Consider the following 24,239-nt stretch of genomic DNA (forward strand, 5'->3'; position numbering starts at 1 on the left):
TTGTTTAAAGGGAGGTAAAGATGGATTTTTTCAAACTGGTGAAGGTCTTCGCCAGAACCGCTGTTCTAGCGGCTGCGAGCGTTGTGTTGCCAAATTCCGCGTCCGCATTCGAGCGCAATATTCTGACCGGCGGTCCGACGGGGACATATATCCAGATCGGTGGCGATCTGAGTGGTCTGGCTGCGAACTGCGGGATCAATTTGAATGTGCGCGAAAGCGCCGGTTCGCTTGAAAACTTTCTGGGCGTGCGCAAACGCCGCCACACTCAGTTAGGCATCGTGCAAAGCGACGTGCTGGAATATCTCAAAACCTATTCAAGCGAGGATCCCGAGATTGCGCGGGCGATCTTTGGGGTGCGGATCGCCTTTCCTCTCTACAACGAAGAGGTTCACATCCTGGCCAAAAAAGACGTCAAGTCGCTGTCGGACCTGAATGGCCGTCGCGTCGGTGTGGGCGTTGAGGACAGCGGTACGTTTTTGACCTCGTCGCTGGTGCTTGATTTGGCCGGAGTAACCCCGTCGGAACGTCTGACGATCAATGCGGACACCTCGTTGCAGATGTTGCTGGACGGCAGTATCGATGCGTTTTTCTATGTCGCAGGGGCCCCCACCAAAATCTTCCAGACCGATCAGATCGACCCGGAAAAACTGCATCTTCTACCAGTCACAGACCCGACGCTTGCGGCGGTTTACACTCCGTCCAAAATCGAGGCAGGGACATATCCGTTCCAACAAGAGACGATCGACGTGGTGGCCGTGAAGGCAGTACTCATGACTTATGAATACACGCCGGCGCGCAATGCATACCACCGCGAAAGCTGTAAGGCGGTATCTGACGTGGCGCATCTGATCGCCAAAGAGTTTCAGACCCTCAAGCAGTCTGGTCATCCGAAATGGAACGACGTGGATCTAAACGACATCCCGCCGGGTTGGAATATTTCGGAATGCGTGAACCTTGGGCTTGGCGAGGGCTATGAACTAAGCTGCGGGCCGATCGCGGCCCCGGAACAGTCAAGCATCGAAAGCGAGGCAAACGCAGCCTACCGCAACAGAATCTGCGCCGTAATCGGCTGCTGATCAATGCGGCCCGTGGCGCCGCCGTCACGGGCCGATCGCAACCCAGGGCGAGGCCGCTGCGTCTTGCCCTTCTGCCGTCAGCGCAATCACACGCCACTGCCCTACCGCATCAGGTGCGACCGCGCGAATGGCCGAGATCGTCATTTCCGGGATGTGATGCACCGGATCGCCCGAAAGGGGCGAAAGCTCGATACGGTACGCGGACGGGTCCTGGCCTTGTGCGCTGGTCCAGATCAGGTCCAACTCACCATCCGGGGTTCTATTCGCGTATAGCGGCACCGGCGCGCCCGGTGCACCATCGGTGCTTGCGGGCTGTATCTCGTCCAACCGAGCCGACGCTCCGTCGATCTGTGAACTTGCCAATCTGTACCAGGCCCGCGCCAGGGTAAGGTCCACCGGAACGCCTTCGCCCGTTTCATAAATCTGTCCGAGGTAATAGGCGGACCGCGCATGGCCGGCCAGCGCCGCCCTCGCATACGCGACGACTGCCGCGTCCGGTGCCGCTTCGGCCAGATCCAGCGCGGCTAGGTACTGACCGGTTGCGGTTGGTTCGGTCCCCGCCAGACTGTCCGCGATTCGAGTCAAGCGCGCGTTAGTTTCGGCAAGCAGGTCCGGTTCAGGGACGGGCTCGGGAACAGGTGCCGGGGCCGAACTTTCTGACGCTTCCATCGCAACGTCTTGCGGAGCGGGGGTTTGCCCTTGCAAGGCAGCCAGACGGTCTGCAAAGAATGCCTGCGAGCCCGGCAATAGCATCAGACCGCCTGCACCCAGGACAACAAACGCTCCGGCGACAATCCACGTTTTTCCCGCAAGCCCCTGCCCTGCCTCCACAGTCTCGTCGGAATGGGCATCCTGAACCGAACTGTCCCCGGCACCAGCACCGTCCCGCGCGTGGACAACGTCGTCCGCAGAGAAAGACTGATCGTCCAAGCGCCCCTGATCGTGGGCCTGTTGGCCAAGCTCGTGGATTCTGACGAGCGCGCCGATCTTGCGCATCTGCGCCTTGTCGATCTCCCGCGTATCAACTTTGGTCGCGAACCGCGTGAGGGTCGCGTTTTGCCTTAGACCCTCGCACAGAAGGTTGAGCCGCGCAGGGATGCCGCTGGTCAGGGCAAAGGCTTCGGATATGGCGTTTTTGCTAAGCGCCCGGTCTGTCAGGCCAATCTCGTCAAGCCGCGCGCGCATAAAGCTCGCGACGTCATCTTTGCTCAGACAGTCCAGGGTGAAGGCCGGGCCGGTTAGGTCGGGCCTGACGCCGGACAGGATATCGGTCGTTCCCGGACGTCCGACCAGAAGCAGCTTCAACAGGGGGCGCCCGTCGACACTTTGGGCGCAAAATTCGCATAGTCCGCCCAGATAAAGGTTTGACATCTGATCAGCATCGTCCACGACCAACACCGGAAACCGTTCGGCCGCGTGCAGTGACTGCAACACGCTGAACAGTTCATTGCGATCATGTTCGACATCCTCGGAATAGCCGCGCTTGGGATTGAAGGCCGAGAGCACATCCGAGAACACCTCTCCGGCAGCCCCATCAGGGTTGTTCATCAACCGTATGACACAGTCCGACGTGTTGGTCGCAATCAATTCGCGCACCAGACGCGTTCGCCCGGTACCTTCGCGACCCACAAACACGGTCATCGGCGCGCCGCTGGTGACAGCAAACGTCAGCCGTTCAAACGCAAGCTTGTGCGCTTCGCTCCAAAATATCGAACCGGATTGCTCTGATCCGAAATTCGCCCCCGAGGAAACCTCCGGTTGCGCCATGGTGCCTTCCATTTCCCCCAACGCTCGCCCTACATAACAACCTACTTGCTACCCCCCTGCCCCGGACCTTGGCTGTGAATGCGTCGACCTGAAATACAGTGTGTCGATGCAATTGGGCGCAAACCCCGCCCGATCCGTTCAGGTGCGCGAAAGCCAAATTGCCTCCCCGCGTCAGGTATCTTGCCGGAAAACCGGCCAAAAATCTAGGCTCATGTCTCTTTGCGGGTTGGCAGGTGCCGGGCACCTCTCATGATCGTTCAGCTGATCCGATCATCATTTCCCCGACAGATGGGCGGTCGACGCTGTCCAGGCCGGTCAGCTGCGCAAATCTGAGAGCGTTCCCGGTTCCCAGCGGGCAAATCGCGAGGTTCATCGCCGCGCCCGACAATTGGACAGTTTGGAATACGGCCCCGACCTCTTTCAGCACCAGCGAATAGGCCAAATCCCCGTAGCTTGCGCGCATTTTTGGCATATCCGCTGACAGCAGCAAAAGGACTTGCGAAAGCGATTTGCAATCGGCCGCAGCGGCGGCATCCGCCAGAAGCGCGTCAAGAGAGCGATCCTTGTTCGTCAACAAGCTCAGGCCGTGATGTCGAGCGTCATAGCGGTAAAGTCCGGATTCCAAACCGTCACAGCGGTTCACGACAAGATACGCAGTCAGCGGATGCAGTCCGCCCCCACTGGGATATGGACGGCGGCCATTTTCCTCGTAAAAACACCTGAACAGCAACGCTCCGAGTTGCTCGCAAGATATCGGATCGTGCGCCTGTGACCGTCGGCTTTTGCGGCGATGCGCGACAAGCGCATAAGGCGGGTCCTGAGCGATGAGATCTGCCAGATCTGGCTTTTCCAGAAGAATTTGCGGTTCGGGCGACGCTTTGCTTGTTGGTGCCGCGAAACCGGTCTTGCCAACCGGCGCCTGAGAGAATCCCATGCGGGTGCGGCTGTGAAACAGCGCCTCATGCACCGGCACCCGGTTTGCATCAGAGGTTTCCAGCAACTCGCACCAATCAAACAGGCGCAACAACGCATCCAGAACCTGCGGGTTCAGGTCATAATGTTCTGCGTTGATCCGATCCGCCTCGATTCCGATCACCAGATCGAACAGCAGTTCCCCCAAACGCGCATCAGTAAGCTCGATCTCAGCCCACCCGCCCGGACGCTGCACGCGAAAGCCAGCGCCGAAGGGCTGCAACAGCGTTTGGGATGACAGCTTGAGGGTCCGTGCCGACAAACCTTCTGGCAGACCACCAGCCGGAGCGCGTCGCGGATTGCAGGTCGCAACAATTTTTTCGCCGACGATCAAAGACCGGCTTAGAAATCCGCGCTGATCCAGTCGAAAAAGAAACGCTGCATAAACGTCTCGGGTCCGGGGGTTTGAGGCCATCACAACCTCGGCCACGGTGTCCTGCGACAGAATTTTGGCCAGCTCTGCGTGTTCTGTGCCGGGAAACCGCAAGCCGCCAGCGGGGCTGCGCAAGTGCACCTGATCATCGACCACTTCGCAAGAAACATCCGGTGCCAGACGATAGGACCAGAGATCGGGTTGAACCATTAATTCGCTCCGCGCAAGGTGGTCGGATGACGGTTATACAGACAGATTTGCCACCCGGACCGACCGGAGCGCAGAACGCACGGCTCAACGCCGGGTTCTTCAAACGGGATCCGTTGGGTTTTCTGGGTCAACTCTGGCGCAGTTTCGGTGATGTGGCCAGCTTTGATCTGGGGTCCGGGCCCGTAATTCTGATCAACGATGCAGCCCTTGTGCGCGACCTTTTTCGCTTTCATGAGGCACATTTGTGCAAGCCCGGCTTCCTGCGCGCCTCGAATCGTGGGTATTGGGGCGATGGGCTGACCACGCTGAATGATCCCACGATCTGGCGCGCGCGTCGGCATCAGTTGCTGCCGCTTTTCCGGGCGGCGATGCGGCAGCCACGGCTGCACATCGCTGCCGAGCTTGCGCGCGCCATGGCAGAGGATTGGGCCGATCGCACCGTCATCGATCTGCGCCACGAGATGAGGGTGCTGACAACGCGAATAGCGTTGCGCACCGTGCTTGATGCCGATCTCGATGGCTTTTCGGACGGTCGCGGACGCAGCAGACTGGTGCCCTTTTCCGAGGGCTACGGCGAAAATTTCACCACCCCAGCCGAAGCAACTCCCGGCGGCGCGCTGCAAATGACACGCCCCCGTGCGCCCAAAGTGATGGAATCCGTTCAGGCCATCATCGACACACGGTTCCGCAATTTCTCTGATCGTGGTGACGTCCTGTCGGCATTGGTTCAGGCTCATTTGACAGATCCGATGTCGCTGACGCGAGAGGAGATTGTTGGCGAGGTCATTCAGATGCTCTTTGCGGGACACCTGACGGTCCCCTTTGCCCTTACGGCCTTTTGGCGCGATGTCGACCGCCACAATCTGGATCGCCTTGTCGCTGAAGACGCCGCAACACTCAGCGCATTCGCAGAGCCGGACGTCCAGACGCTTGGAGAAAGCCAAACGTTGGCGTTTCTGCGCGAGTCCATGCGCTTGTCGCCACCGGCCCCGATCCTGTACCGAGAGGTGGCGCAAGGCTTCCAACTTTTCGGGTATATGTTTTCCAAAGGGCTGGGCATCTGGGTAAGTCCGGGACTTCTGCATCGGGATTCTCGTTACTTTTCGCGACCGGAAACATTCCTGCCGGACCGCTTTGCCGCAGGCCGTCTGCCGCCGGAGTCGTCAAAAGCCTACATGCCCTTCGGGGCCGGACCAAGAGTGTGCATCGCCGCCGCGCAATCGCAGTTGCAGATGGCCACGATCATCGCGACACTTTCACACCGATGGATGCTGACACGGGTTCCAGAGACGTCTGAGACCTTTGAATTGAGCCGCCGGGCGTAACCAATCAAAGACAAGTATGGTGAACAAAACGATTTTGTGTCGCCACGCATGACCCGAAGGTCAACATGCCGCTTGATTGAAGCTTGGGGCTATGAAAAGGTTAACGCAATGCGCGTGGCCGGTAGATCGCAGACTTTGCGGCGCGAAGAAGCCACATGCAGACGGCAACAACATACACAAGAGGGAGTGATTTTCGATGAGCGCACCAACCAATGAAGACTGGGGCAAGATGCACGCCAAAGCGTGGAAAGACCCCGAGTACCGGACCTTGCTCGAACAGGACCCGACGTCCGCAGTCAAGGCGTATGGTGACGAGATCGGCAAGACGTTCACGAAGATCGTCAATGTTGGCGACAAGCCCAGCGATGTCTCGGATGACGACCTTCACACGCATGATGACGCTGTCGCCCCGCCCGCCTGCTGCTAGGGGCGCTGGCGCCCATGTATGACAGTGCCATTGCGGCACCGCGTTTCAAATCCAGCATCGAGCCTGTCGTCGATCCGGACGAAGGTTTGTTCCTGTTCAGCGAACGGGGGCATGTATGCCTGACCGGCAGGATTTATTGCGATCTGGCCCCTTTGCTGGATGGAACGCATCAGATCGAGGACATTTTTGACACCTTGTGCCGGCATCATGCCAGCGCGGATGTTTTTGCCGCCCTCGATCTGCTCAAACGGCATGGCTTTCTGGCCCACGAAACCTCGGCCATGCCGCGCGATCAACAGGCATTTTGGGAACTGGCCGGGACCAGCCCGGCGCAGGCAGCCCAGCGCATTGCGACCACGCCAGTCGACGTGATCAGCCTTGGCCAGACCTCTGCCCAAGAAATGCACGTGCTGTTAGAACGCAACGGGCTGAACGTGGCCACAAGCGGTGCAGTGACGATCGTCATCGCAGACAGCTACCTTGATGCTGAGTTGGCATCGTGGAACCAAAAAGCCATCGCAGAAGCGAAACCCTGGGTCTTGGCAAAACCCGACGGGCTGCAAAGTTGGTTGGGACCCGCCTTTGTACCGGTTGAAACTGCCTGCTGGGACTGTCTTGCCCATCGTCTGCAATGGCACAAGCGGGTCGAGGTGCATCTTGGTCAACACGCTCAGTCCATCGCCCCGCCTTCAGGTACAGGCGCGTCAACAATTTCCGCTCTTGCAGAGCTTGCGACCGAAGTGACACGTTGGATCGGCACGGGCGGCGCATCTATTCTCGCGGACCGGGTGATCAGCACGGATCGTCTGACCATGGATCGGCAAAGCCACGTCCTGACCCGCAGACCCCAATGCCCGGTCTGCGGAGATGCCAGTGGCCGGGCCAGCAGCTCGAAGCCTATACTGAGATCCCAACCAAAGCTGGCCGGTACCGACGGCGGTCATCGCACCAGCGATGCCAAAGACATATTGCAAAGGCTGGATCGCCACGTCAGCCCAATCACCGGGATCATTGGCACCGTCACCCCCGGCAGCCGCAGCGGAAGGGTCGAAGGCGAGGATTGGATCACCCCTACCTTCTCTGCCGATCACAACTTTTCCGACATGCACGACAACCGCTTTTTCCTACGTGAAGGCTTGCGGCGGCGATCCGGTGGCAAGGGCCGCACCCCCGAACAGGCGCGCCTCAGCGCGGTGGCCGAGTCGCTGGAACGGTATTGCGGTGTTTTCGACGGGACCGAGACACGCCGGCTGGCCCGGTTCACCGACCTTGGCGAATCCGCCATCGCGCCGAATGACTGCATGGGGTACAGCGCGCGTCAATTCTCCGAGCGCGACGCGCATAATCGCAAAGATCACAAGGCCCACTGGGTGCCGGAACCCTTTGATCCGATGGTCGAGGTCGAATGGACACCGCTTTGGTCGATCAACACCGGGGACTGTCGTTATCTGCCAGCTTCAATGTGCTATTTCGGGTATCAGGGTCCCGGCCCCCTCTTCGGTCGCGCGGATTCCAATGGCTGCGCTGCGGGTGCGACGATGGAAGAGGCGATCCTGCAAGGCTTGCTGGAACTGGTCGAACGCGACGCAGTTGCGATCTGGTGGTACAACCGCCTGATCCGGCGCGGTGTTGATTTCAAATGTCTGGGCGATGCCTATGCGACCCGGCTTGCCGCGCAATACCGCCGGATGAACCGGACGCTCGACGTCATCGACGTGACCAGCGACATCGGTATTCCGACCTTCGCCGCGATCTCGGGCAGAACTGACAAGGCGGAACAGGACATCATATATGGCTTTGGGTGCCATCTCGACCCTCAGGTTGCCTTGTTGCGCGCATTGACCGAGGTCAATCAATCGCTCGAAGCTGTTCCGAAAGCCGGCGGAACATCGGATCAGACAACCTATCTGGGCGGCGCGGACGCCGTTGAATGGTGGCGCACCACCCGATTTGAGGATACGGCATATCTTGTTCCTGACCCAGAAACCGCGCGTCTGGACGCTTGGGACTCGCTGGCCGGGGCCGATATTCTGACCGATATCGAAACCTGTCTGACGCTGCTGAAGGCCCACGGGATCGATGTGTTGGTTCTGGATCAGACCCGCCCCGACATTGATTTCCCTGTCGTGCGTGTCGTCGCCCCTGGACTGAGGCATTTCTGGGCGCGGTTTGGACCCGGGCGGCTTTTTGACGTGCCGGTCAGTCAGGGCTGGTTGCCGAGCCCAACGCCCGAGGCCAACCTGAACCCTCGTATCATCCAATTTTAACGCAAATCACAAAGGACCCATCGCATGACGACCTCTGCAACAACATTCGATTACGCCATTCCTTTCGACATCATGATCGGCATGTGGACAGGTCATTCCATCATGTACGACCACAAGGGCAACTATTTGTACACCGGTCCCAGCATCCTGACGATAGACTGGAAGGAACCCGGCAAGATCATGCACTACCGGCAAGAGGATCTGGGCAATTTTGATGAGCTTGTCGCGGAACATGAGCATGGCGAGACCTTGAAGGATCTGTTCGTTCTGCGTGAATTCGACCTCAAGGTTGACGGCAAGGCGTGTGAGTCCACCACCGGAGATATCAAAGTGCATGGCGTCGAAAGCTCACCCAGTATCTATCTGTTCCACCTCAATTTTCCGAATGGCGACTATTACAACAACCAGTATTTCCTCAACCCGAACCAACGCCGCATCATCGGACCATTTGTGCCGCGCGACGCAGATGGCCGGACCGACGGGTTTCGCTATGTCGTGTCGCAGACCTTCGAGCGGATTTCCTACGACGTGCCAAAAAACGCGTTCTGAAACCGATGACCCGGCCAGCCGATCCACCACAAGCTGATCCGCAACGGACAAACGCACATGCGCTTGTTATCGGAGGTGGGGTCGCCGGGTTGCTGTCGGCCCTGATGTTGAAGGAACGGTTTGCCCGGGTTACCGTGCTGGAGCGGTCGGAATTCGCTGAATTGTCGCATGATGCCCCTTCCACCCGACCCTCGGTACCTCAAAGCCATTGCCTGCATATGCTTATGGGGGCGGGTGCAAACGCGTTTGATGCTTTGGCACCTGGATGGCGCAATGCGCTGCTGGACCGCGGTGCGATTGCCTATGATGCCGGGACCGATGTTGCCCTTCGCGTAACCTCGGGTTGGCTGCCGCGCGTCCAGACCGGAATCACCCTCTACGGCGCGTCACGATGTCTGATCGAGGCCGCACTGCTCGACCTTTTGCCGGATGCCGGATCGGTCGAGGTGCGCACAGGCGCTTGGGTGACCGGATTGGTTCTGACGCCGGACGGCACACGGGTTCAAGGGGTTCAGGTCAAGGAGGAAGGCGGTCGCGCACTGGTTCTGGAAACGCCCGACATCGTCGTGGATGCCAGCGGCGCGGCCTCGCGCCTTCCGCGCTGGCTGGCGCAGCATTTTGGCGATACGCCCGCAATCGAAAGAACCGAGGTCGCAACGGGTCGTCAATATGCCTCGTGCTGGGTGCGATTTGCGCCCGATCAGACGCCAGGATGGAATGGGCTTGCCATCGCACCCTCACACGTGTCGAACGGCTATGCGGGTATGATGATGCGGGCTGAGAACGACCTCTGGGGGGTCGTCTTGCAGACACCTGAAAGCGCGGAGCTTCCTAACGAAACCGATAAATTCATGGCGCTGTTGGCCAACTTGGCCGACTCTGAGCTGTATAATGCCCTGAGGCACGCATTACCGGCGAGTCCCGTTCATGTTTATGGCCGGATCGCCAACCGGCGGCGTCATTACGAGGACTTTCCCTCATGGCCGAGAAACCTGTTTGCAGTCGGAGACAGCGTTTGCGCGTTGGACCCATATGCGGGTCTGGGCATGACGGCAGCAGCCCGCGGGATTCAACTGCTGGGGCATTATCTTGATGAAAACCCGTCGGTTGAAGCGAAGAACCGGTTTCAATCCCGGCTTGCACGGCATAACATCTGGCCGTGGCGCATTGCCACCGGCGACTGGAACGGCCCAACGTCACCGCCCGGGTTGGCCAAACGGATAGACAGTCTTGTGCAGGCTGCCCCGTTTGACCCATCCCTGGCGCGCGAGTTGCTGGACATTCTGCATATGTTGCGCGAACCGGAAACGCTGACACAGGAGGCCGTCGCATGAAAATAGCCGTTTTGGGGGGCGGCACCGCAGGCTTCATCGCCGCCGCGCATGTGACGCGCTACTTTCCCGATGCCGCATTGTGGCACATCTACGACTCGCGCATTCCGACGATTGGCGTCGGCGAAGGGACCACTCCTCGGTTTCCGCTGTGGCTGAACGAAGTCTCGGGTGTTGGCCCGGACGAGATCGGCGAGCGCTGCGGCGCAACGGTCAAGATGGGATCGGTCTACGAAGGATGGGGCGCCGAGAACGCCAATTTCGTCAACCGGTTCCAGCCGCCGCGCCTTTATGGCTATCACTTTGACGCCGGTCGCGTTACCGGATTGATCAGCGACCATGTCCGCGCCACGCGGCTGGATGCAAAGATCGTATCGCTCGACGCTGGATCAGATGGCGTTCAGATCGGGTTCGAAGACGGTAGTCAGCTGGATTGCGATTACGTATTGGACGCGCGCGGCTTCCCAAAGGGGGCTTGGGCCGATGCGCCGGACGATCCCGATATCATACATATGGACTGGATACCAACCGGACGCGCGATGGTGCGCCGCCTGCCGCCCAGCGCCGATACCCGCATGTCTCGGTCGATTGCCCGGCCGCATGGCTGGGCGTTTCAGATACCTCTGCGCGACTGGACATCCTGTGGCTACGTCTTCAACCCATTGATCAGCAGCGATGAAGAAGTCCTCAAGGACTTTGACGAGTTTCTTACAAGCGAGAACGCGGAACCGACCGAAATCCGCGTGCGGGTGAGCTTTCCGAACTTCATGCGCAAGAACTGGTTTGACGGTCGTATCTTCACCATTGGCAACGCCGCCTCGTTTGTTGAACCGCTCGAAGCAACAGCCATCGGTGCCACGATCATGCAAGTCCGCGCGGCACAACGCTGGATAACGGAACACGGGACCCAGAGCCCGCCGGACAGCCCGGCCATAGATCATGCCAATCAGACGATGCGATCTTATGTCCTGCGGAATTCGTTGTTCATCGCATGGCATTATGCCTGCGGGTCGCAGTGGGACTCGCCTTTCTGGACGCAGGCCGCCAATTGCCTGGATCGCGCCGAAGAACACACGTACCTAGCCCGCCACATGAGGGCGATGAAGGACTTTCTGGATGTTGGGCGTGATCTGCCCGGTGCCCGGATCGGGGCCTGCACGGACCCGCAAAAATGGGAGAATGACGTTTTGCCGATGTTGACCAAATACATCCCGTTCGGCAACTTTTCCGAATTGAATTTCGCTCAGGTTGGCCACGGGATCGGCTACTATGGCGCAAACAATCGGTCTGCAGGTGACACCACCCATGGCTAACATAAACATGTCCTTCGTCCCCGGGTTTCGACTGTCAGAACGGCTTTACGAAAGCAGCAATTCGTTCCTGTTCCGCGCCACGCGTGAATCTGACGGCGCGCGCGTCGTAATCAAGATCCTCAAAAGCGACTTCCCAAGCGCCAAAAAACTGGCCCGCTATCGCAGTGAATTCGATATCACCAGCGGTCTGGACTTGTCTGGTGTGATCCACGCACTGGAATTGCGCCGTCACGACAAGTCGCTGATGATGGTTCTGGAAGATTTCGACGGGATCTCTATCGCGGATCTTCTGGCATCCCGTGCGATGTCGCCCGAAGAGTTTCTGGACACCGCCCTGCAAATGGCCCGCGCGGTCGACGGCATCCACAAGGCGCATGTCATCCACAAGGACATCTCGCCCCAGAACGTTCTGATCAATCCCGGCACGGGCGAGGTCAAGCTGATCGATTTCGGCATCGCGACTCGGTTCTCGACCGAACGCCCGGTACTGAAAAGCCCCGAGGTTCTGGAAGGCACCCTGCCCTATATTTCGCCCGAACAGACAGGGCGCATGAACCGAACGCTGGACCACCGCACCGACTTCTATTCGATGGGCGCGACCTTCTACGAAATGTTGACGGGCGTTCCGCCATTCGACGCCGAGGACAAGCTGGAGCTCGTGCATTGTCACGTCGCGCGCGAACCGATGCCAGCCCATCGGCGCAACCCTGACATACCGCTGGCCCTGTCCAAGATCGTCGGACGCATGATGGCCAAAAAGGCCGAGGACCGCTATCAAAGCGCCGCCGGCATCGTCGCCGACCTCGAAACCGTACGCATGGGCGCAGGTCTGGACCGGTTCGAACCCGGGCGCCTGGACAGGACCGAACGGTTCAACGTCCCCGAACGGCTTTACGGGCGCGAGCGCGAGTTGCGGACACTGCTCGAGGCGTTTGAACGAGTGCGACAGGGCCCGGCTGAGATGATGCTGGTTTCTGGCTATTCCGGGGTGGGCAAAACCGCGCTGGTCAACGAGGTTCAGAAACCGATCACACGTGCGCGCGGCTATTTCATCAAGGGCAAGTTCGACCAGTTCAAGAAGAACGACCCCTATTTCGGCCTGACCGTCGCTCTGCAGGATCTGGTGCGGCAATTGCTGACGGAAAGCGAAACCCGGTTGGCCCGCTGGCGCGAGGAACTCAACCAGGCGCTGGCCCCGAACGCCTCGGTCATCCTGGACGTTCTGCCTGAGCTTGAGTTGATCATCGGCCCACAGCAGACCGCGCCCGAACTTGATCCAGCCGAGTCAACAAACCGCTTCAACCAGACCGTCCGCAGGTTCCTGCGCGCCTTGTGTGCCCATGACCGGGTGTTGGTTCTGTTTCTGGATGACTTGCAATGGGCCGACAGCGCGACGCTTGGGCTGCTGAAGGTTGTCCTGACCGACGAACAGATCGGACGGCTGCTGCTGATTGGGGCCTATCGCAGCAACGAAGTGGACGCGATGCACCCGATGACGCGCGCCCTGGAATCGGTGCGCGAAGCCGGGGGGCGCGTGTCGAGCCTGGCGCTAGCACCGCTTGGCATGTCCGATATCGCGAACCTGATTGCCGACACGCTGCAATCCGACGCCTCGCAATTGTTCGAACTTGCGCAGCTAGTGGTGCAAAAGACCCAAGGCAATCCGTTCTTTGCCCGACAGTTCCTGATGGATCTGCACCACGAAGGATTGATTTCCCAAACTACCAGCGGCCCCGATAATGCGCTGCGCTGGACATGGGACATTCAGGCCATCCGCGCGGCCAAGATTACAGACAATGTCGTCGATCTGTTGCTGGAAGGTCTGCGTCGACTCGAGCCTGACACCCAGTCAGCGCTTCAGCTTGCGGCTTGTATCGGCAACCGGTTCGACATCGACACGCTTGCGCTGATCCAAAAGATCGAACCGCAGGTCGCATTCGAGTGTCTTCTGCCTGCCATTCAGGACGATCTGATACGGCCCCTGTCCGATCTGATTGTGACCGAGGATGACAACGCCCTTTCCCCATTGGTCGTTCGCGATTTCGCGTTCCAGCACGACCGGGTGCAACAGGCAGCCTATAGTCTGATCGATATCGAGGACCAGAACGGTGTACATCTGGCGATTGGCCGCCAACTTCGGTCACGCCTTTCGTCTGACGAGTTGAACGAGCGGATTTTCGAGGTTGTCGATCAACTCAATATCGGGCGCGAAGGGATCAGCGACCGGGCCGAGCAGATCGACCTTGCGCAGCTTGATCTAACCGCTGCGCGCAAAGCCTATGACTCGGCGGCATACAGCGCCGCGCTGTCGTTTGTGAATGTGGCGTTGGAGTTGCTGGGGCCAGACGGATGGAACGAAAACTATGACCTGATGTTCGAGGCACATCGCCAGTCAGCCGCGCTTGAATATCTGACCGGCAATTTCGAACGGTGCACCGAAATCGTCTCGACCACGCTGGACCACGCGCGTACCGATCTGGAAAAGGCCGAGATCTACTTTACCCGGATTGCCCAGCACACGCTGCTGATGGAATTCGATCAGGCGATCGACGCAGGCATCAAGGCGCTGGGGCTTGTTGGCGTGCAGATGAGCTTGGAAAACCTTGAGGAAGCAGGCCAGAACGCCATTGGAATGGCTGCTGGCATGCTGGGTGAGGGAAATCCGGCAGACCTGTTCGACAATCCGGATGTGGACAGCCCTGAAATCGCGCTGGCCCAGCGCAGTCTGCGTCACCTGACAATCGCTGCGTTCCTCAACAACCAGCAGCTGTTCCCGCTGATCGTGGGAACGTCGGTGCAATTGTCCCTGAAGCACGGCAATGCGCCGGAATCCGCGCTGTTCTTTGCCAATTTCGGCCTGATCCTTGGAGCCTTCATGGGCAAGTTCCGCGAGGGTCTGGCCTTTGGTGAACTGTCGCTGCGTCTGTGCGACAAGTTTGGCGCCAAGGCGCCGACGGCGACGGTCTGTCTGGTAACCGGTGTCGAGCTTATTCCCTGGGTCCACCATATCCGCAACGCCATTCCGGTGATCGAACGCGGCTATCGCGAGGGCATGAATTCAGGCGATATTCTGTGGGCCGGATATCTGGTCATGTACCGGGTCGTCGTTGACAGCTTTGCCGGCAAACCCATTGACGAAGTTCTGGACGCAATGCCCGATCAGCTTGACGCTTTGCTGAAAGCCCAAAACCACGGCGCGGTTGCAGGCATCCATGCGCATCAACTGGTGCTGTCGACCCTGGCCGGACGGTCGCATTCCAGCACCGATTTCTCGACCGAGTCGCTGGATGAGGCCACGTTCCTGGCGGCTTGTGAAGAAAACAAGATGTCGATGGCGATTTGCTTCTATCGCATCCTCAAAGCGCAGGCTCTTTATGTCTTTGGTCGCCCGCACGAGGCGCTGACCGAGACCCGGCTGGTCGAGCCGATGCTGAGCTTCATCGTTAACCACCCCAACTTGGCCGATCACATTCTGTATCAGTCGCTTTCGATCGCTGCGCTGCTGTCCGAGGGCAACCCGGACGCAGAATTGCGCACTCAGCTTGAGGCCAACCATCAAAAACTGAGCCAGTGGGCCGACTCCGGGCCCGACAACTTCCGCGCCAAACAGTTGATCGTTGCTGCGGCGATCGCACGTTTGGACGGCAAGGACGCCGAAGTGCTCGATCTGTTTGATGCGGCAATCGTGGCCGCCCAAAAAGGTCGTTTCGTGCAGGACGAAGCCATCGCCTGTGAGCTTGCCGCACGCTACGTCATGCAGCGCCGCCCCAACGCGCGGATCGGGACGATGTACCTGCGCGATGCACGATATGCCTATCAGCTATGGGGCGCTCAGCGCAAAGTCGAAGAAATGGAGTTGGAATTCCCGCAGCTTTTGACCGAACACCGCGAGGGTCGCACCACCATTCAGACGTTGAGTGAAAGCACGCAAGGTACAACCGGTACTACGACGAACCAATATCTGAAGGGTGATCTGGACCTTAATACGTTGCTCAAGGCCGCGCAGACCATATCGGCCGAGGTTGTGCTGGGGCAGCTTCTTGACCGGTTGCTGGGCATCCTGATCGAGAACGCCGGAGCGCAGCGGGGCGTACTTCTTCTGACACGCGGTGACGAGATCACGATCGAAACCGAAGCCAGTGTAATCTCGGATGAATCCGCAGCGCAGATGCCGGTGCCCTTGAATTCCGGCGACGGGGCAAAAATCCTTCCCGCAAGCGTCATCAACTATACGGCGCGCACGCATGAGGTTGTCGTTGTCGACGACGCACAGATCGACGAGCGGTTCATGGTGGATCGCTATGTTCAGGACAACGGCACCCGGTCGGTGCTGTGCCAGCCCATCCTGCATCAGGGTGAGTTGATCGGTCTTGTATATCTTGAAAACAATCTGGTCAGCTCGGCCTTCAAGCCGGAACGCGCGCGGCTGCTGTCGCTGCTGTCGGGGCAAATCGCTGTATCCATCCGCAATGCCGAACTGGTTGAGAACCTAGAAGACAAGGTGCGCGAACGGACCGAGCAGCTGGAAATGCACGCCAGTTTCATTGAACAGACATTCGGCCGCTATCTGGCCAGTGAAGTTGTCGACCAGTTGTTGAAATCCGCCGATGGTCTTGATTTCAGTGGCAGGAAAACAACCGTGACGGTGATGATGTCGGATCTGCGCGGGTTCTCGACTCTGTCGGACACGCTGCCGCCCGAGAATATCGTGACGATGCTGAACAACTATCTCAGCGAAATGACGACGGTCATCCAAAAGTACAACGGGACCATTGATGCCTTTGTAGGCGACGCGATCCTGGTAGTCTTTGGCGCACCCTTGCAACGACCCGACGACGCTGAACGCGCCCTCGCCTGCGCGCTTGAAATGCAGCAACGAATGGCGCGGGTCAACGACTGGAATACAAGCCACGGCCTGCCAGAAATCGAAATGGGCATCGGTGTGAACACCGGCGAAGTTGTCGTCGGCAACGTCGGCTCGGACAAGCGCGCGAAATACAGCGTTGTTGGCAGTACCACCAACCTGGCAGCCCGGATCGAAGGTTTCACGGTCGGCGGACAGATCCTGATCGCCGAGGAAACCCGAAACGCGGTCAAGGCTCCGCTGGACATACGCGACTTTCTGACGGTCGAACCCAAAGGGGCGGGCAAGCCGCTAAAACTGTTCGAACTGATCGGGCTTGGCGGCACGCATGCGATCAGCCTGTCTGCTCAAACAGTGGAAATGGCCGACCTTGACCCGCCGATCAGTCTCAGCTTCCGGTCGGTCGTGGAAAAACAGATCGTGGGTGACGCGATCGAAGGCCGGATCACGCGTCTTTCGACCACCGAAGCGCACATCAAAAGCAATGTCGCCCCGCAACCACTGACCGACCTGCAGCTGCAGATAGATTGGCCAGATGGCACTGATCCTAGCATGAGCCTTTATGCCAAGGTATTGGACAAGATCGGGGATGATGACTGTTTTGTTGTGCGCTTCACCGCAATTCCACCGGATGCGCGCAAGAGTTTGGCCAAGTTGGTTCAACAAGGTGCAGCACAGGCGCCAACCTAGGCGCGGCCATTGCCGATGTGCCAAACGCGTTGCGAACCACCGGTGGCGGGCCGTTGAACCAAGTAAGCGCAAGCTTTGCGTAAAGGGATACGATGAAAGCGGAAGAAGCAAACAAGATTGTCGGCGCGCTTAAAAACAAGAAGGCGAAGGTGAAACCCGTCAGCGCCGAGGCGACTGGCACCAAGGCGACAAAACTCGACAAAAAACTGCGCGATGGGCTGGAAAACGCATTGGGCGCAGACCTGTCCAAAGTTCGCATCCACACTGGTGGAAACGCGGCAGACATTTGCAAAGATCTAAAGGCCAAGGCATTTACCAACGGCAACGACATCTTCTTCGCCAAGTCTACAGACGCGAAGAACAAAAAGCTCATCGCGCATGAGCTCACTCACGTCGTGCAACAGGCCAATGGCCGCATGCCCAAGCCTCGCAAGGGCAAGGTGCTGGTATCCAAATAACCGGCTCGAACCGAAATCCTCGGTAGTCCAAAGCGGTACATTTTGGGGTTTCCACCTGACGGATAGCTCTTGTTCCAAGCCACAGAGTCCTTGCGTTCAGCGCAAGACTTGGCGCTGGCGAAAGCATAGACGCATGCAATCTCTTGCAGCTTTGGGCGATCACAGTTTAGTGTGATCTCAAGGTGATATGACCATCCGAACGCGTTGAGCGGAAAAGGATGAGCACGGTGCGCGGGGATGAACTGAATGTCGAAGACCCAGGACAGTGTCTTCTTAGAATTTGACAATGTTAAAAAGAGCTACGATCAAAAGAACCTGGTCGTCAAAGGCTTTAACATCGCCGTCGAACAAGGCGAATTCATAACGCTTCTTGGACCGTCCGGATCAGGTAAAACAACCGTTCTCATGATGCTGGCCGGGTTTGAGAGTGTCACGTCGGGCACAATCTCGATCCTCGGAAAATCCATCAACCGCACCGCCCCCTACAAGCGAAATATCGGCATGGTGTTTCAGAACTATGCCCTGTTTCCCCACATGACCGTGGCCGAGAACCTTGGCTATCCGCTCAGCGTTAGGGGCATGAGCAAGGGCGACCAGAAGGACCGGATTGCCGAATATCTGAAACTTGTCGAATTGGGCGCTTTTGGTGACAGATACCCGGGCCAGTTGTCAGGTGGGCAACGCCAACGTGTGGCGCTGGCGCGGGCAATGATCTTTGAGCCGACGCTGATCCTAATGGATGAGCCACTGGGCGCGTTGGACAAAAAGTTGCGCGAACAGATGCAATACGAAATCACCCGCCTCCATGAACAATTGGGTTTTACGGTAATCTACGTCACGCACGACCAGACCGAGGCGCTTTCCATGTCGAACCGGATCGCCGTTTTCAACGACGGGATTGTTCAGCAATGCGCCCCTCCGGCTGAGCTTTATGAGCGGCCAGCCAACGCCTTTGTTGCCGAGTTCATCGGTGAAAACAACTTTATCAAGGGCAAAGTGGACCGGATCGAAGCGGGACGCGCCGTTGTTATTATCCCAGGGGGTGGGACGATTGTTGCAAAAGCCGCGGAAGGTTTGGCCGCCGGTGACAAGAGCGTCGTGTCAATTCGCCCTGAAAAACTGTTCATCCATCCCACGACACATGACCACGACAATGAAATAACCGCGAAATTCATCGCCCGGATCTATGTCGGCGACTTCATACGCTACTATTTTCGCCTCGCTGATGGGTCTGAAATTGTCATCAAGGTCCTGAATGACCTGTCTGCACCGGAATTCAATGAAGGCGATACAGGCAGGCTGCAATGGCTCATCTCAGACAGTATCGCGTTTCCAGATTGAGACGAGAGGCCGGAATAAGACGGGGTAATCGGGCCCCTTAAGATTTTCCCGAGCTAACAAGGAGGACATAATGAAACATCACAAACTACTTTTGGCGGCTGGCGCTCTGGCGCTTGGGGCGCAGGGCGTCGCCGCGCAAGACTTGACCGTTACATCCTTTGGCGGGGCCTATGGTGCCGCGCAGAAAAAGCACATGATTGATCCTTACGTCGAATCGACCGGGACGAAGATCCTGTTCGAAGACTACGGTGGCGGCGTGGCTGAAATGAAGGCCCAAAGCGAATCCGGCAACATCCAGTGGGATGTCGTCGATATCGAAGTGATCGACCTGGAACGTGCCTGCTCTGAAGGGTATGTCGCGGCCATCGACCATTCGACGCTGCCGCCTGGTGATGACGGAACACCCGCCGCCGACGACTTCATCCCCGAAGCGTTGCACGAATGCGGCGTCGGCAATATCGTCTGGTCAATCATCTTCGCCCATTCCAACGACGCCTATCCCGATGGCGGACCACAGACCATCGCCGATTTCTTTGACACCGAGGCCTTCCCAGGCAAGCGCGGACTTCGCAAACGTCCTCAGGTAAACATGGAATGGGCGCTTCTGGCCGATGGTGTGCCAGCGGGTGAAGTCTATCAGGTTCTGGCGACCGACGAAGGCCAGCAACGCGCGCTCGACAAGCTGGGCACGATCAAGGACGACATCGTCTGGTACGATAGCTGGTCGCAGGCACCTGTTCTGCTGAATGACGGTGGCGCGCAAATGGTTCAATCGGCCAACGGCCGCATCTTTGCCGCGATCAAGGACGAAGGCGCGCCGTTCTCGATGGTGTGGGACAGCCATGTCTATGACCTGGACGTCTGGGCCGTAATGGAAGGCACTGAAAAGATGGACACTGCGCTGGATTTCATCAAATCGGCGACCATGACGGTTCCGCTGTCGGGCATGCAGGACGTGGCCTACGGCCCAACCCGCAAGTCTGCACAGGCCCTGTTGCCAGAGGATGTTAAGCAAGATCTTCCGACTGCGCATCTGGACAAGGGCCTGAAGGCTGACGGCATCTTCTGGGCCGACTATGGCGAGTCGTTGGGCGAGAAGTTCAACGAGTGGCTGCTTCAGTAAGCTTGCAATGATCAACCCTGCGCGCTTCGGTGCGCAGGGCCTCGCAGGAGGTAGGCATGGTCGACACAACGGCTGAAAGCCCAGGAAAAACAAGCGGACTCGCCTCGGAAGATGCCCGCAACGCGGCCCGAGAGCTGCGCACCCGGCGGATGCGCGCGTTTCTGTTTGTCGTTCCTTTGCTGGTGTTTATCACCTTTGCTTTTGTGGCCCCAATCGCCTCGATGCTGTTTCGCAGCGCCTATAATCCCACGGTGGCCGAACTCATTCCTGCCTCTCTCGAAACCCTCAGCGAATGGGATGGCGCGGATCGTCCCTCTGATGAGGCGCTTACACAATTCGCCATCGATTTGAAACGGCTGGCCAATGACCGAACCTCGGGGCGGTTGGCTGAAGAGATCAACCGCTTCAAGCCGGGCACCTCCAGTGTTGTCAAATCCACTGCGCGCAAGCTGCGTCGCGTTGAAGACGCCGAGCTACAGCAATCTGGTGTGGATTTGTTGCTGGACGCCAATGAGGCCTGGGCAGACCCGCAAGTCTGGCAGGCCCTCAAAGAAGCAGGGCGCACTTACACATCCAGCTATTATCTAACCGCGCTTGACCTTGAGGCTGCACCAGACGGTTCGATCCGCCAACGCGACACCAAAATCTATCTCAAACTCTACGGTAAAACGCTGTGGATGGCGCTGATCATCACGCTGTTGACGCTGATCCTAGGGTATCCTTTGGCCTTCTACATGGCGCACAGTTCGACCGCGCGTGCCAACTTTTTGATGGTCTTTGTGCTATTGCCCTTTTGGACTTCTCTTCTCGTCCGAACCACGGCCTGGATTGCATTGCTGCAAACCAATGGCGTCGTCAATTCCACTCTGATTGCGTTGGGTTTAACCCGCGATCCGCTCGAAATGCTTTATACGCAGTTCTCAACTATTATCGCGATGACCCACATCCTACTGCCGTTCATGATCTTGCCCCTGTATTCGGTTATGCGCGGGATTGACCCCAGTTACATGCGCGCGGCCATGTCCATGGGCAGCCGCCCGATCCCGGCTTTCTTGCGGATTTACTTGCCCATGAGCCTTCCCGGCCTGTCCGCAGGCGCGTTGTTGGTCTTCATCATTTCGGTTGGTTACTACATCACCCCTGCCCTGGTCGGCGGCACTGACGGGCAGATGATTTCAAACATCATTGCTTTCCACATGCAGCAATCCAACAACTGGGAACTTGCAGCCGCATTGGGTTCGCTGTTGCTGTTCCTGATCGTCGGTCTCTATTGGCTTTATGACCGGTTTGTCGGTGCCGGAAATATCAAGCTGGGATAGGATCAATGCGCGGTTTTCCTGAATATTACAATATATGGCACATTGCAGGGCACTTTGCCTTGCGGGGGATGGCCTTTCTCGTTCTGGCCTTTCTCATTCTGCCGATCCTGGTGATCATTCCGCTGTCCTTCAACGCCGAGCCGTTCTTTACTTTCACCCAAGGTATGTTGGCGCTGGATCCAGACGCCTATTCCCTGCGCTGGTACAGTGAAATCCTGAACGACCAGAAATGGACTCTGGCTATCTGGAACAGCTTTGTGATCGGTATAGCCGCCGCGATTCTGGCCACGGTTCTCGGCACAATTGCGGCGGTGGGGCTGGCCTCGCCCTGGATGCCATTCAAGCGCATTATCACAGCACTATTGCTGTCACCGATGATTGTTCCGTTGATCATCATCGCGGCGGGCATGTTCTTTTTCTACACCTCCTTTGGTCTTGTCGGCACCTATCCGGGCCTGATCATCGCGCATGCCGCGTTGGGCGTTCCCTTCGTGATAATCACGGTGACGGCGACCCTGACCGGTTTTGACCGAAGCTTGTTCAGCGCCGGGCTGAGCTTGGGGGCCTCGCCGATCAAGGTGTTCTGGGATGTGGTAATACCGCTGATCCGGCCTGGCGTAATCTCGGGTGGTTTGTTTGCTTTCGTGACCTCGTTTGACGAAGTTGTGCTCGTCCTGTTTCTTGCCGGGCCCGAACAGCGCACAATCCCGCGCCAGATGTTCTCGGGTTTGCGTGAACAGATCAACCCAACGATCCTTGCCGTTGCCACTTTGTTGGTTGTTCTATCCGTCGCGTTGCTTGTGACGTTGGAGTTCCTCCGCCGTCGGTCAGAACGGTTGCGCGGAACGGGTTCGTGAAGGCGGATATCAATGGCATGACACGCATAAGTTGACGCGACGCCTTTGATTGGTGTCTTTACCGCATTAACAACAATGTCGAACGCTGGCTTTTGGGTCACAATGTTGGGTACCAATCAGGATTGATCGTTAGCTCTGTCGCGTTCCTGCAGCGACCGTATGCGCATCCGTTGTGCGGCTTGGATGTGCCTCCGCATCTCTGCCTCGGCCGTCGCACCGTCGCGGGACTTTAGGGCGGTCATAACGTGCCGGTGTTCTGCGACCGCAGCCTCAGCCCGCGTGCTGTCCAGCAGTTGCGACGGCCCCAGGATCAGCAGCGCCTTTTGCAGTGACAACATGGATTTCGTCAGAAACCGGTTCTTCGCCGCGTCAAGAAGCGTGGCGTGAAAAATTCGGTTGATCCGCGCAGCGTCTGGCCCGGTGCCTGAATCGGCGAGGCGATCATTCAATGCCTCAAGCTCTTCCAGTTCCAGGTCTGACGCCGCGCGCGCCGCCAATCGGGCAGCCGTGCCCTCAAGCACTGCGCGCATCTCATAAAGCTCCATGACCTCAGCATAATTCAGGCTGCGTATGGTCGCGCCTTGCCGTGGGACATGGGTGACCAGGCCGTCAGCTTCCAACTGCCGGATCGCCTCGCGCACCGGAGTTCGACTGACACCCAATCGTTCGGACAATTCAATCTCTCGCAGGCGTTCACCGGGGGCCAAAGATCCTGCACGGATTTCGTCCAGCAGGCGTTGATATGCGGAGTTGCCCTGTGGTCCGGGCTGTAGCTGGTCATCCTGGATGGTCATCGTGCGTTGGCTTGCCTTGTTGCGTTCATATGTATACATTTGGATACAATTTTCGTCAACTACGCCGGATTCCCTTACTTGCCTGCCCCTGAGAACCAGCATTCGCGATTGACGAAAAGGTCAATGACATTTGGCCTTGCGATGTTTGGCACCTTGATTTTCTGGGCGCTGGACCTGCCGTTGCCGTTCCTGTTCGGCCCCATGACGGCCTGCCTGATCGCAGCACTGGCCCATGTGCCGATGGAAGGGTTTGGGCAGGTTTCGGTCGCCGCCCGGACAATACTCGGGGTCGCGGTTGGTGCGTCTATCACGCCTGCGCTGTTTGCGGAATTGCCCAAGATGGCCGCATCGATCATGCTGGTCCCTTTTTTCATCGTCCTGATCGCGCTGGTCGGCGTGCCGTTCTTTCGCAAGGTTTGGGGGTTCGACACCACAACCGCCTTCTACGCGGCCATGCCGGGCGGATTGCAGGACATGATCATCTTTGGAACCGAGGCCGGTGCCAACCCGCGCACCTTGTCGCTGATCCACGGCACGCGCGTGCTGATCATCGTGACACTGGCCCCGCTGTTCCTGACGGTGTTTTATGACGCCGAACTGACCAATCCCATCGGGCAGCCTGCAAGCGAATTGCCGGTGCACGAACTGTTGCTGATGGTTTTGGCGGCTTGGGTGGGTTGGAAGGGCGGCGAGCGCATTGGCCTTTTCGGCGCATCTATCCTCGGGCCGATGATCCTGACCGCCGTGCTGTCGCTTGGGGATTTCATCCATACGCGCCCGCCGCGCGAGGCGGTGCTGGCCGCCCAGTTCTTCATCGGCTGCACAATCGGTGTGAAATTCATTGGCGTCACCTGGAATGAGCTGCGCAAAGTCGTCGCGGCGGGCTGCGCTTACGTGGTCGTGCTGGCTGTTTTGGCGGCGGCCTTCACCGCCGTTGTTACCACACTGGGGTTTGGCCAACCGATCGAGGCATTTCTGGCCTTTGCGCCCGGCGGACAGGCCGAAATGACTGTGCTGGCGATCGTTTCTGGTGCAGATCTTGGTTTCGTCATCACCCACCATCTGACGCGGATCGTGCTGGTGATCATTGGCGCGCCCATCGCCGCAAATCTGGTCCTGCGATGGTCGAGACCCCCGGATTGAACTTATGTCCGGCACCTCGCGGGGAACCGCCCGAGACGAT

General features: G+C 58.3%; 17 protein-coding genes. 14 read left to right on the forward strand and 3 right to left on the reverse strand.

Annotated elements, in window-relative coordinates:
- The first annotated feature begins 20 nt into the window (after positions 1-20).
- A complete protein-coding gene (locus tag ACR0LX_RS05245; protein WP_480782805.1) occupies positions 21-1,076 on the forward strand; it encodes a TAXI family TRAP transporter solute-binding subunit in 1,056 nt (351 codons plus the stop codon).
- Between the two features lie 24 nt (positions 1,077-1,100).
- On the opposite strand, the gene ACR0LX_RS05250 is transcribed toward ACR0LX_RS05245, so the two are convergent.
- Together ACR0LX_RS05250 and ACR0LX_RS05255 are read right to left on the reverse strand one after the other, a co-directional pair.
- Positions 1,101-2,843: an AAA family ATPase gene (locus ACR0LX_RS05250; protein ID WP_480782806.1), complete on the reverse strand. Its 1,743-nt coding sequence runs from the start codon at positions 2,841-2,843 to the stop codon at positions 1,101-1,103.
- Between the two features lie 247 nt (positions 2,844-3,090).
- Entirely contained in the window at positions 3,091-4,398 is a 1,308-nt protein-coding gene (locus tag ACR0LX_RS05255; RefSeq protein WP_480782807.1) for a SagB family peptide dehydrogenase, read from the reverse strand.
- A 26-nt stretch (positions 4,399-4,424) separates the two neighbouring features.
- On the opposite strand from ACR0LX_RS05255, the gene ACR0LX_RS05260 reads away from it, so the two are divergent.
- From ACR0LX_RS05260 to ACR0LX_RS05315, 12 genes are all read left to right on the forward strand, one after another.
- Positions 4,425-5,723, forward strand: coding sequence for a cytochrome P450 (locus ACR0LX_RS05260; protein WP_480782808.1), 1,299 nt, complete (start codon positions 4,425-4,427; stop codon positions 5,721-5,723).
- A 196-nt stretch (positions 5,724-5,919) separates the two neighbouring features.
- Positions 5,920-6,150: a hypothetical protein gene (locus ACR0LX_RS05265; RefSeq protein WP_480571005.1), complete on the forward strand. Its 231-nt coding sequence runs from the start codon at positions 5,920-5,922 to the stop codon at positions 6,148-6,150.
- Between the two features lie 14 nt (positions 6,151-6,164).
- Positions 6,165-8,417: a TOMM precursor leader peptide-binding protein gene (locus ACR0LX_RS05270; protein ID WP_480782809.1), complete on the forward strand. Its 2,253-nt coding sequence runs from the start codon at positions 6,165-6,167 to the stop codon at positions 8,415-8,417.
- 24 nt (positions 8,418-8,441) lie between these two features.
- Positions 8,442-8,966, forward strand: coding sequence for a hypothetical protein (locus tag ACR0LX_RS05275; protein ID WP_480782810.1), 525 nt, complete (start codon positions 8,442-8,444; stop codon positions 8,964-8,966).
- Between the two features lie 5 nt (positions 8,967-8,971).
- A complete protein-coding gene (locus ACR0LX_RS05280) occupies positions 8,972-10,300 on the forward strand; it encodes an FAD-dependent oxidoreductase (RefSeq protein ID WP_480782811.1) in 1,329 nt (442 codons plus the stop codon).
- Positions 10,297-11,610: a tryptophan 7-halogenase gene (locus ACR0LX_RS05285; RefSeq protein WP_480782812.1), complete on the forward strand. Its 1,314-nt coding sequence runs from the start codon at positions 10,297-10,299 to the stop codon at positions 11,608-11,610. Before ACR0LX_RS05280 ends, ACR0LX_RS05285 begins: the two co-directional genes overlap by 4 nt.
- Positions 11,603-17,164 carry an AAA family ATPase gene (locus ACR0LX_RS05290; protein ID WP_480782813.1) on the forward strand — a complete coding sequence of 1,854 codons (5,562 nt, stop codon included), beginning with the start codon at positions 11,603-11,605 and terminating at the stop codon, positions 17,162-17,164. Before ACR0LX_RS05285 ends, ACR0LX_RS05290 begins: the two co-directional genes overlap by 8 nt.
- Positions 17,165-17,256: 92 nt before the next feature.
- Positions 17,257-17,622, forward strand: coding sequence for an eCIS core domain-containing protein (locus ACR0LX_RS05295; protein WP_480782814.1), 366 nt, complete (start codon positions 17,257-17,259; stop codon positions 17,620-17,622).
- A 246-nt stretch (positions 17,623-17,868) separates the two neighbouring features.
- A complete protein-coding gene (locus ACR0LX_RS05300; RefSeq protein ID WP_480782815.1) occupies positions 17,869-18,963 on the forward strand; it encodes an ABC transporter ATP-binding protein in 1,095 nt (364 codons plus the stop codon).
- A gap of 70 nt (positions 18,964-19,033) precedes the next feature.
- The gene (locus ACR0LX_RS05305) at positions 19,034-20,086 is read left to right on the forward strand and encodes an ABC transporter substrate-binding protein (RefSeq protein WP_480782816.1); all 1,053 of its coding nucleotides are present in this window, start codon (positions 19,034-19,036) and stop codon (positions 20,084-20,086) included.
- A 56-nt stretch (positions 20,087-20,142) separates the two neighbouring features.
- Positions 20,143-21,405 (forward strand): ABC transporter permease, encoded by a 1,263-nt coding sequence (locus ACR0LX_RS05310; RefSeq protein WP_480782817.1) that lies wholly within the window; start codon positions 20,143-20,145, stop codon positions 21,403-21,405.
- Positions 21,406-21,410: 5 nt separating this feature from the next.
- Positions 21,411-22,262 (forward strand): ABC transporter permease, encoded by an 852-nt coding sequence (locus ACR0LX_RS05315; RefSeq protein WP_480782818.1) that lies wholly within the window; start codon positions 21,411-21,413, stop codon positions 22,260-22,262.
- A gap of 116 nt (positions 22,263-22,378) precedes the next feature.
- Here the strand turns inward: ACR0LX_RS05315 and ACR0LX_RS05320 are convergent, their stop codons facing one another.
- Positions 22,379-23,056, reverse strand: coding sequence for a GntR family transcriptional regulator (locus tag ACR0LX_RS05320; protein ID WP_480782905.1), 678 nt, complete (start codon positions 23,054-23,056; stop codon positions 22,379-22,381).
- 123 nt (positions 23,057-23,179) lie between these two features.
- Between ACR0LX_RS05320 and ACR0LX_RS05325 the strand changes: the two genes are divergently transcribed.
- A complete protein-coding gene (locus tag ACR0LX_RS05325; protein ID WP_480782819.1) occupies positions 23,180-24,199 on the forward strand; it encodes an AbrB family transcriptional regulator in 1,020 nt (339 codons plus the stop codon).
- Positions 24,200-24,239: the final 40 nt, after the last annotated feature.

Source organism: Ruegeria sp. CH11 (assembly GCF_056537105.1).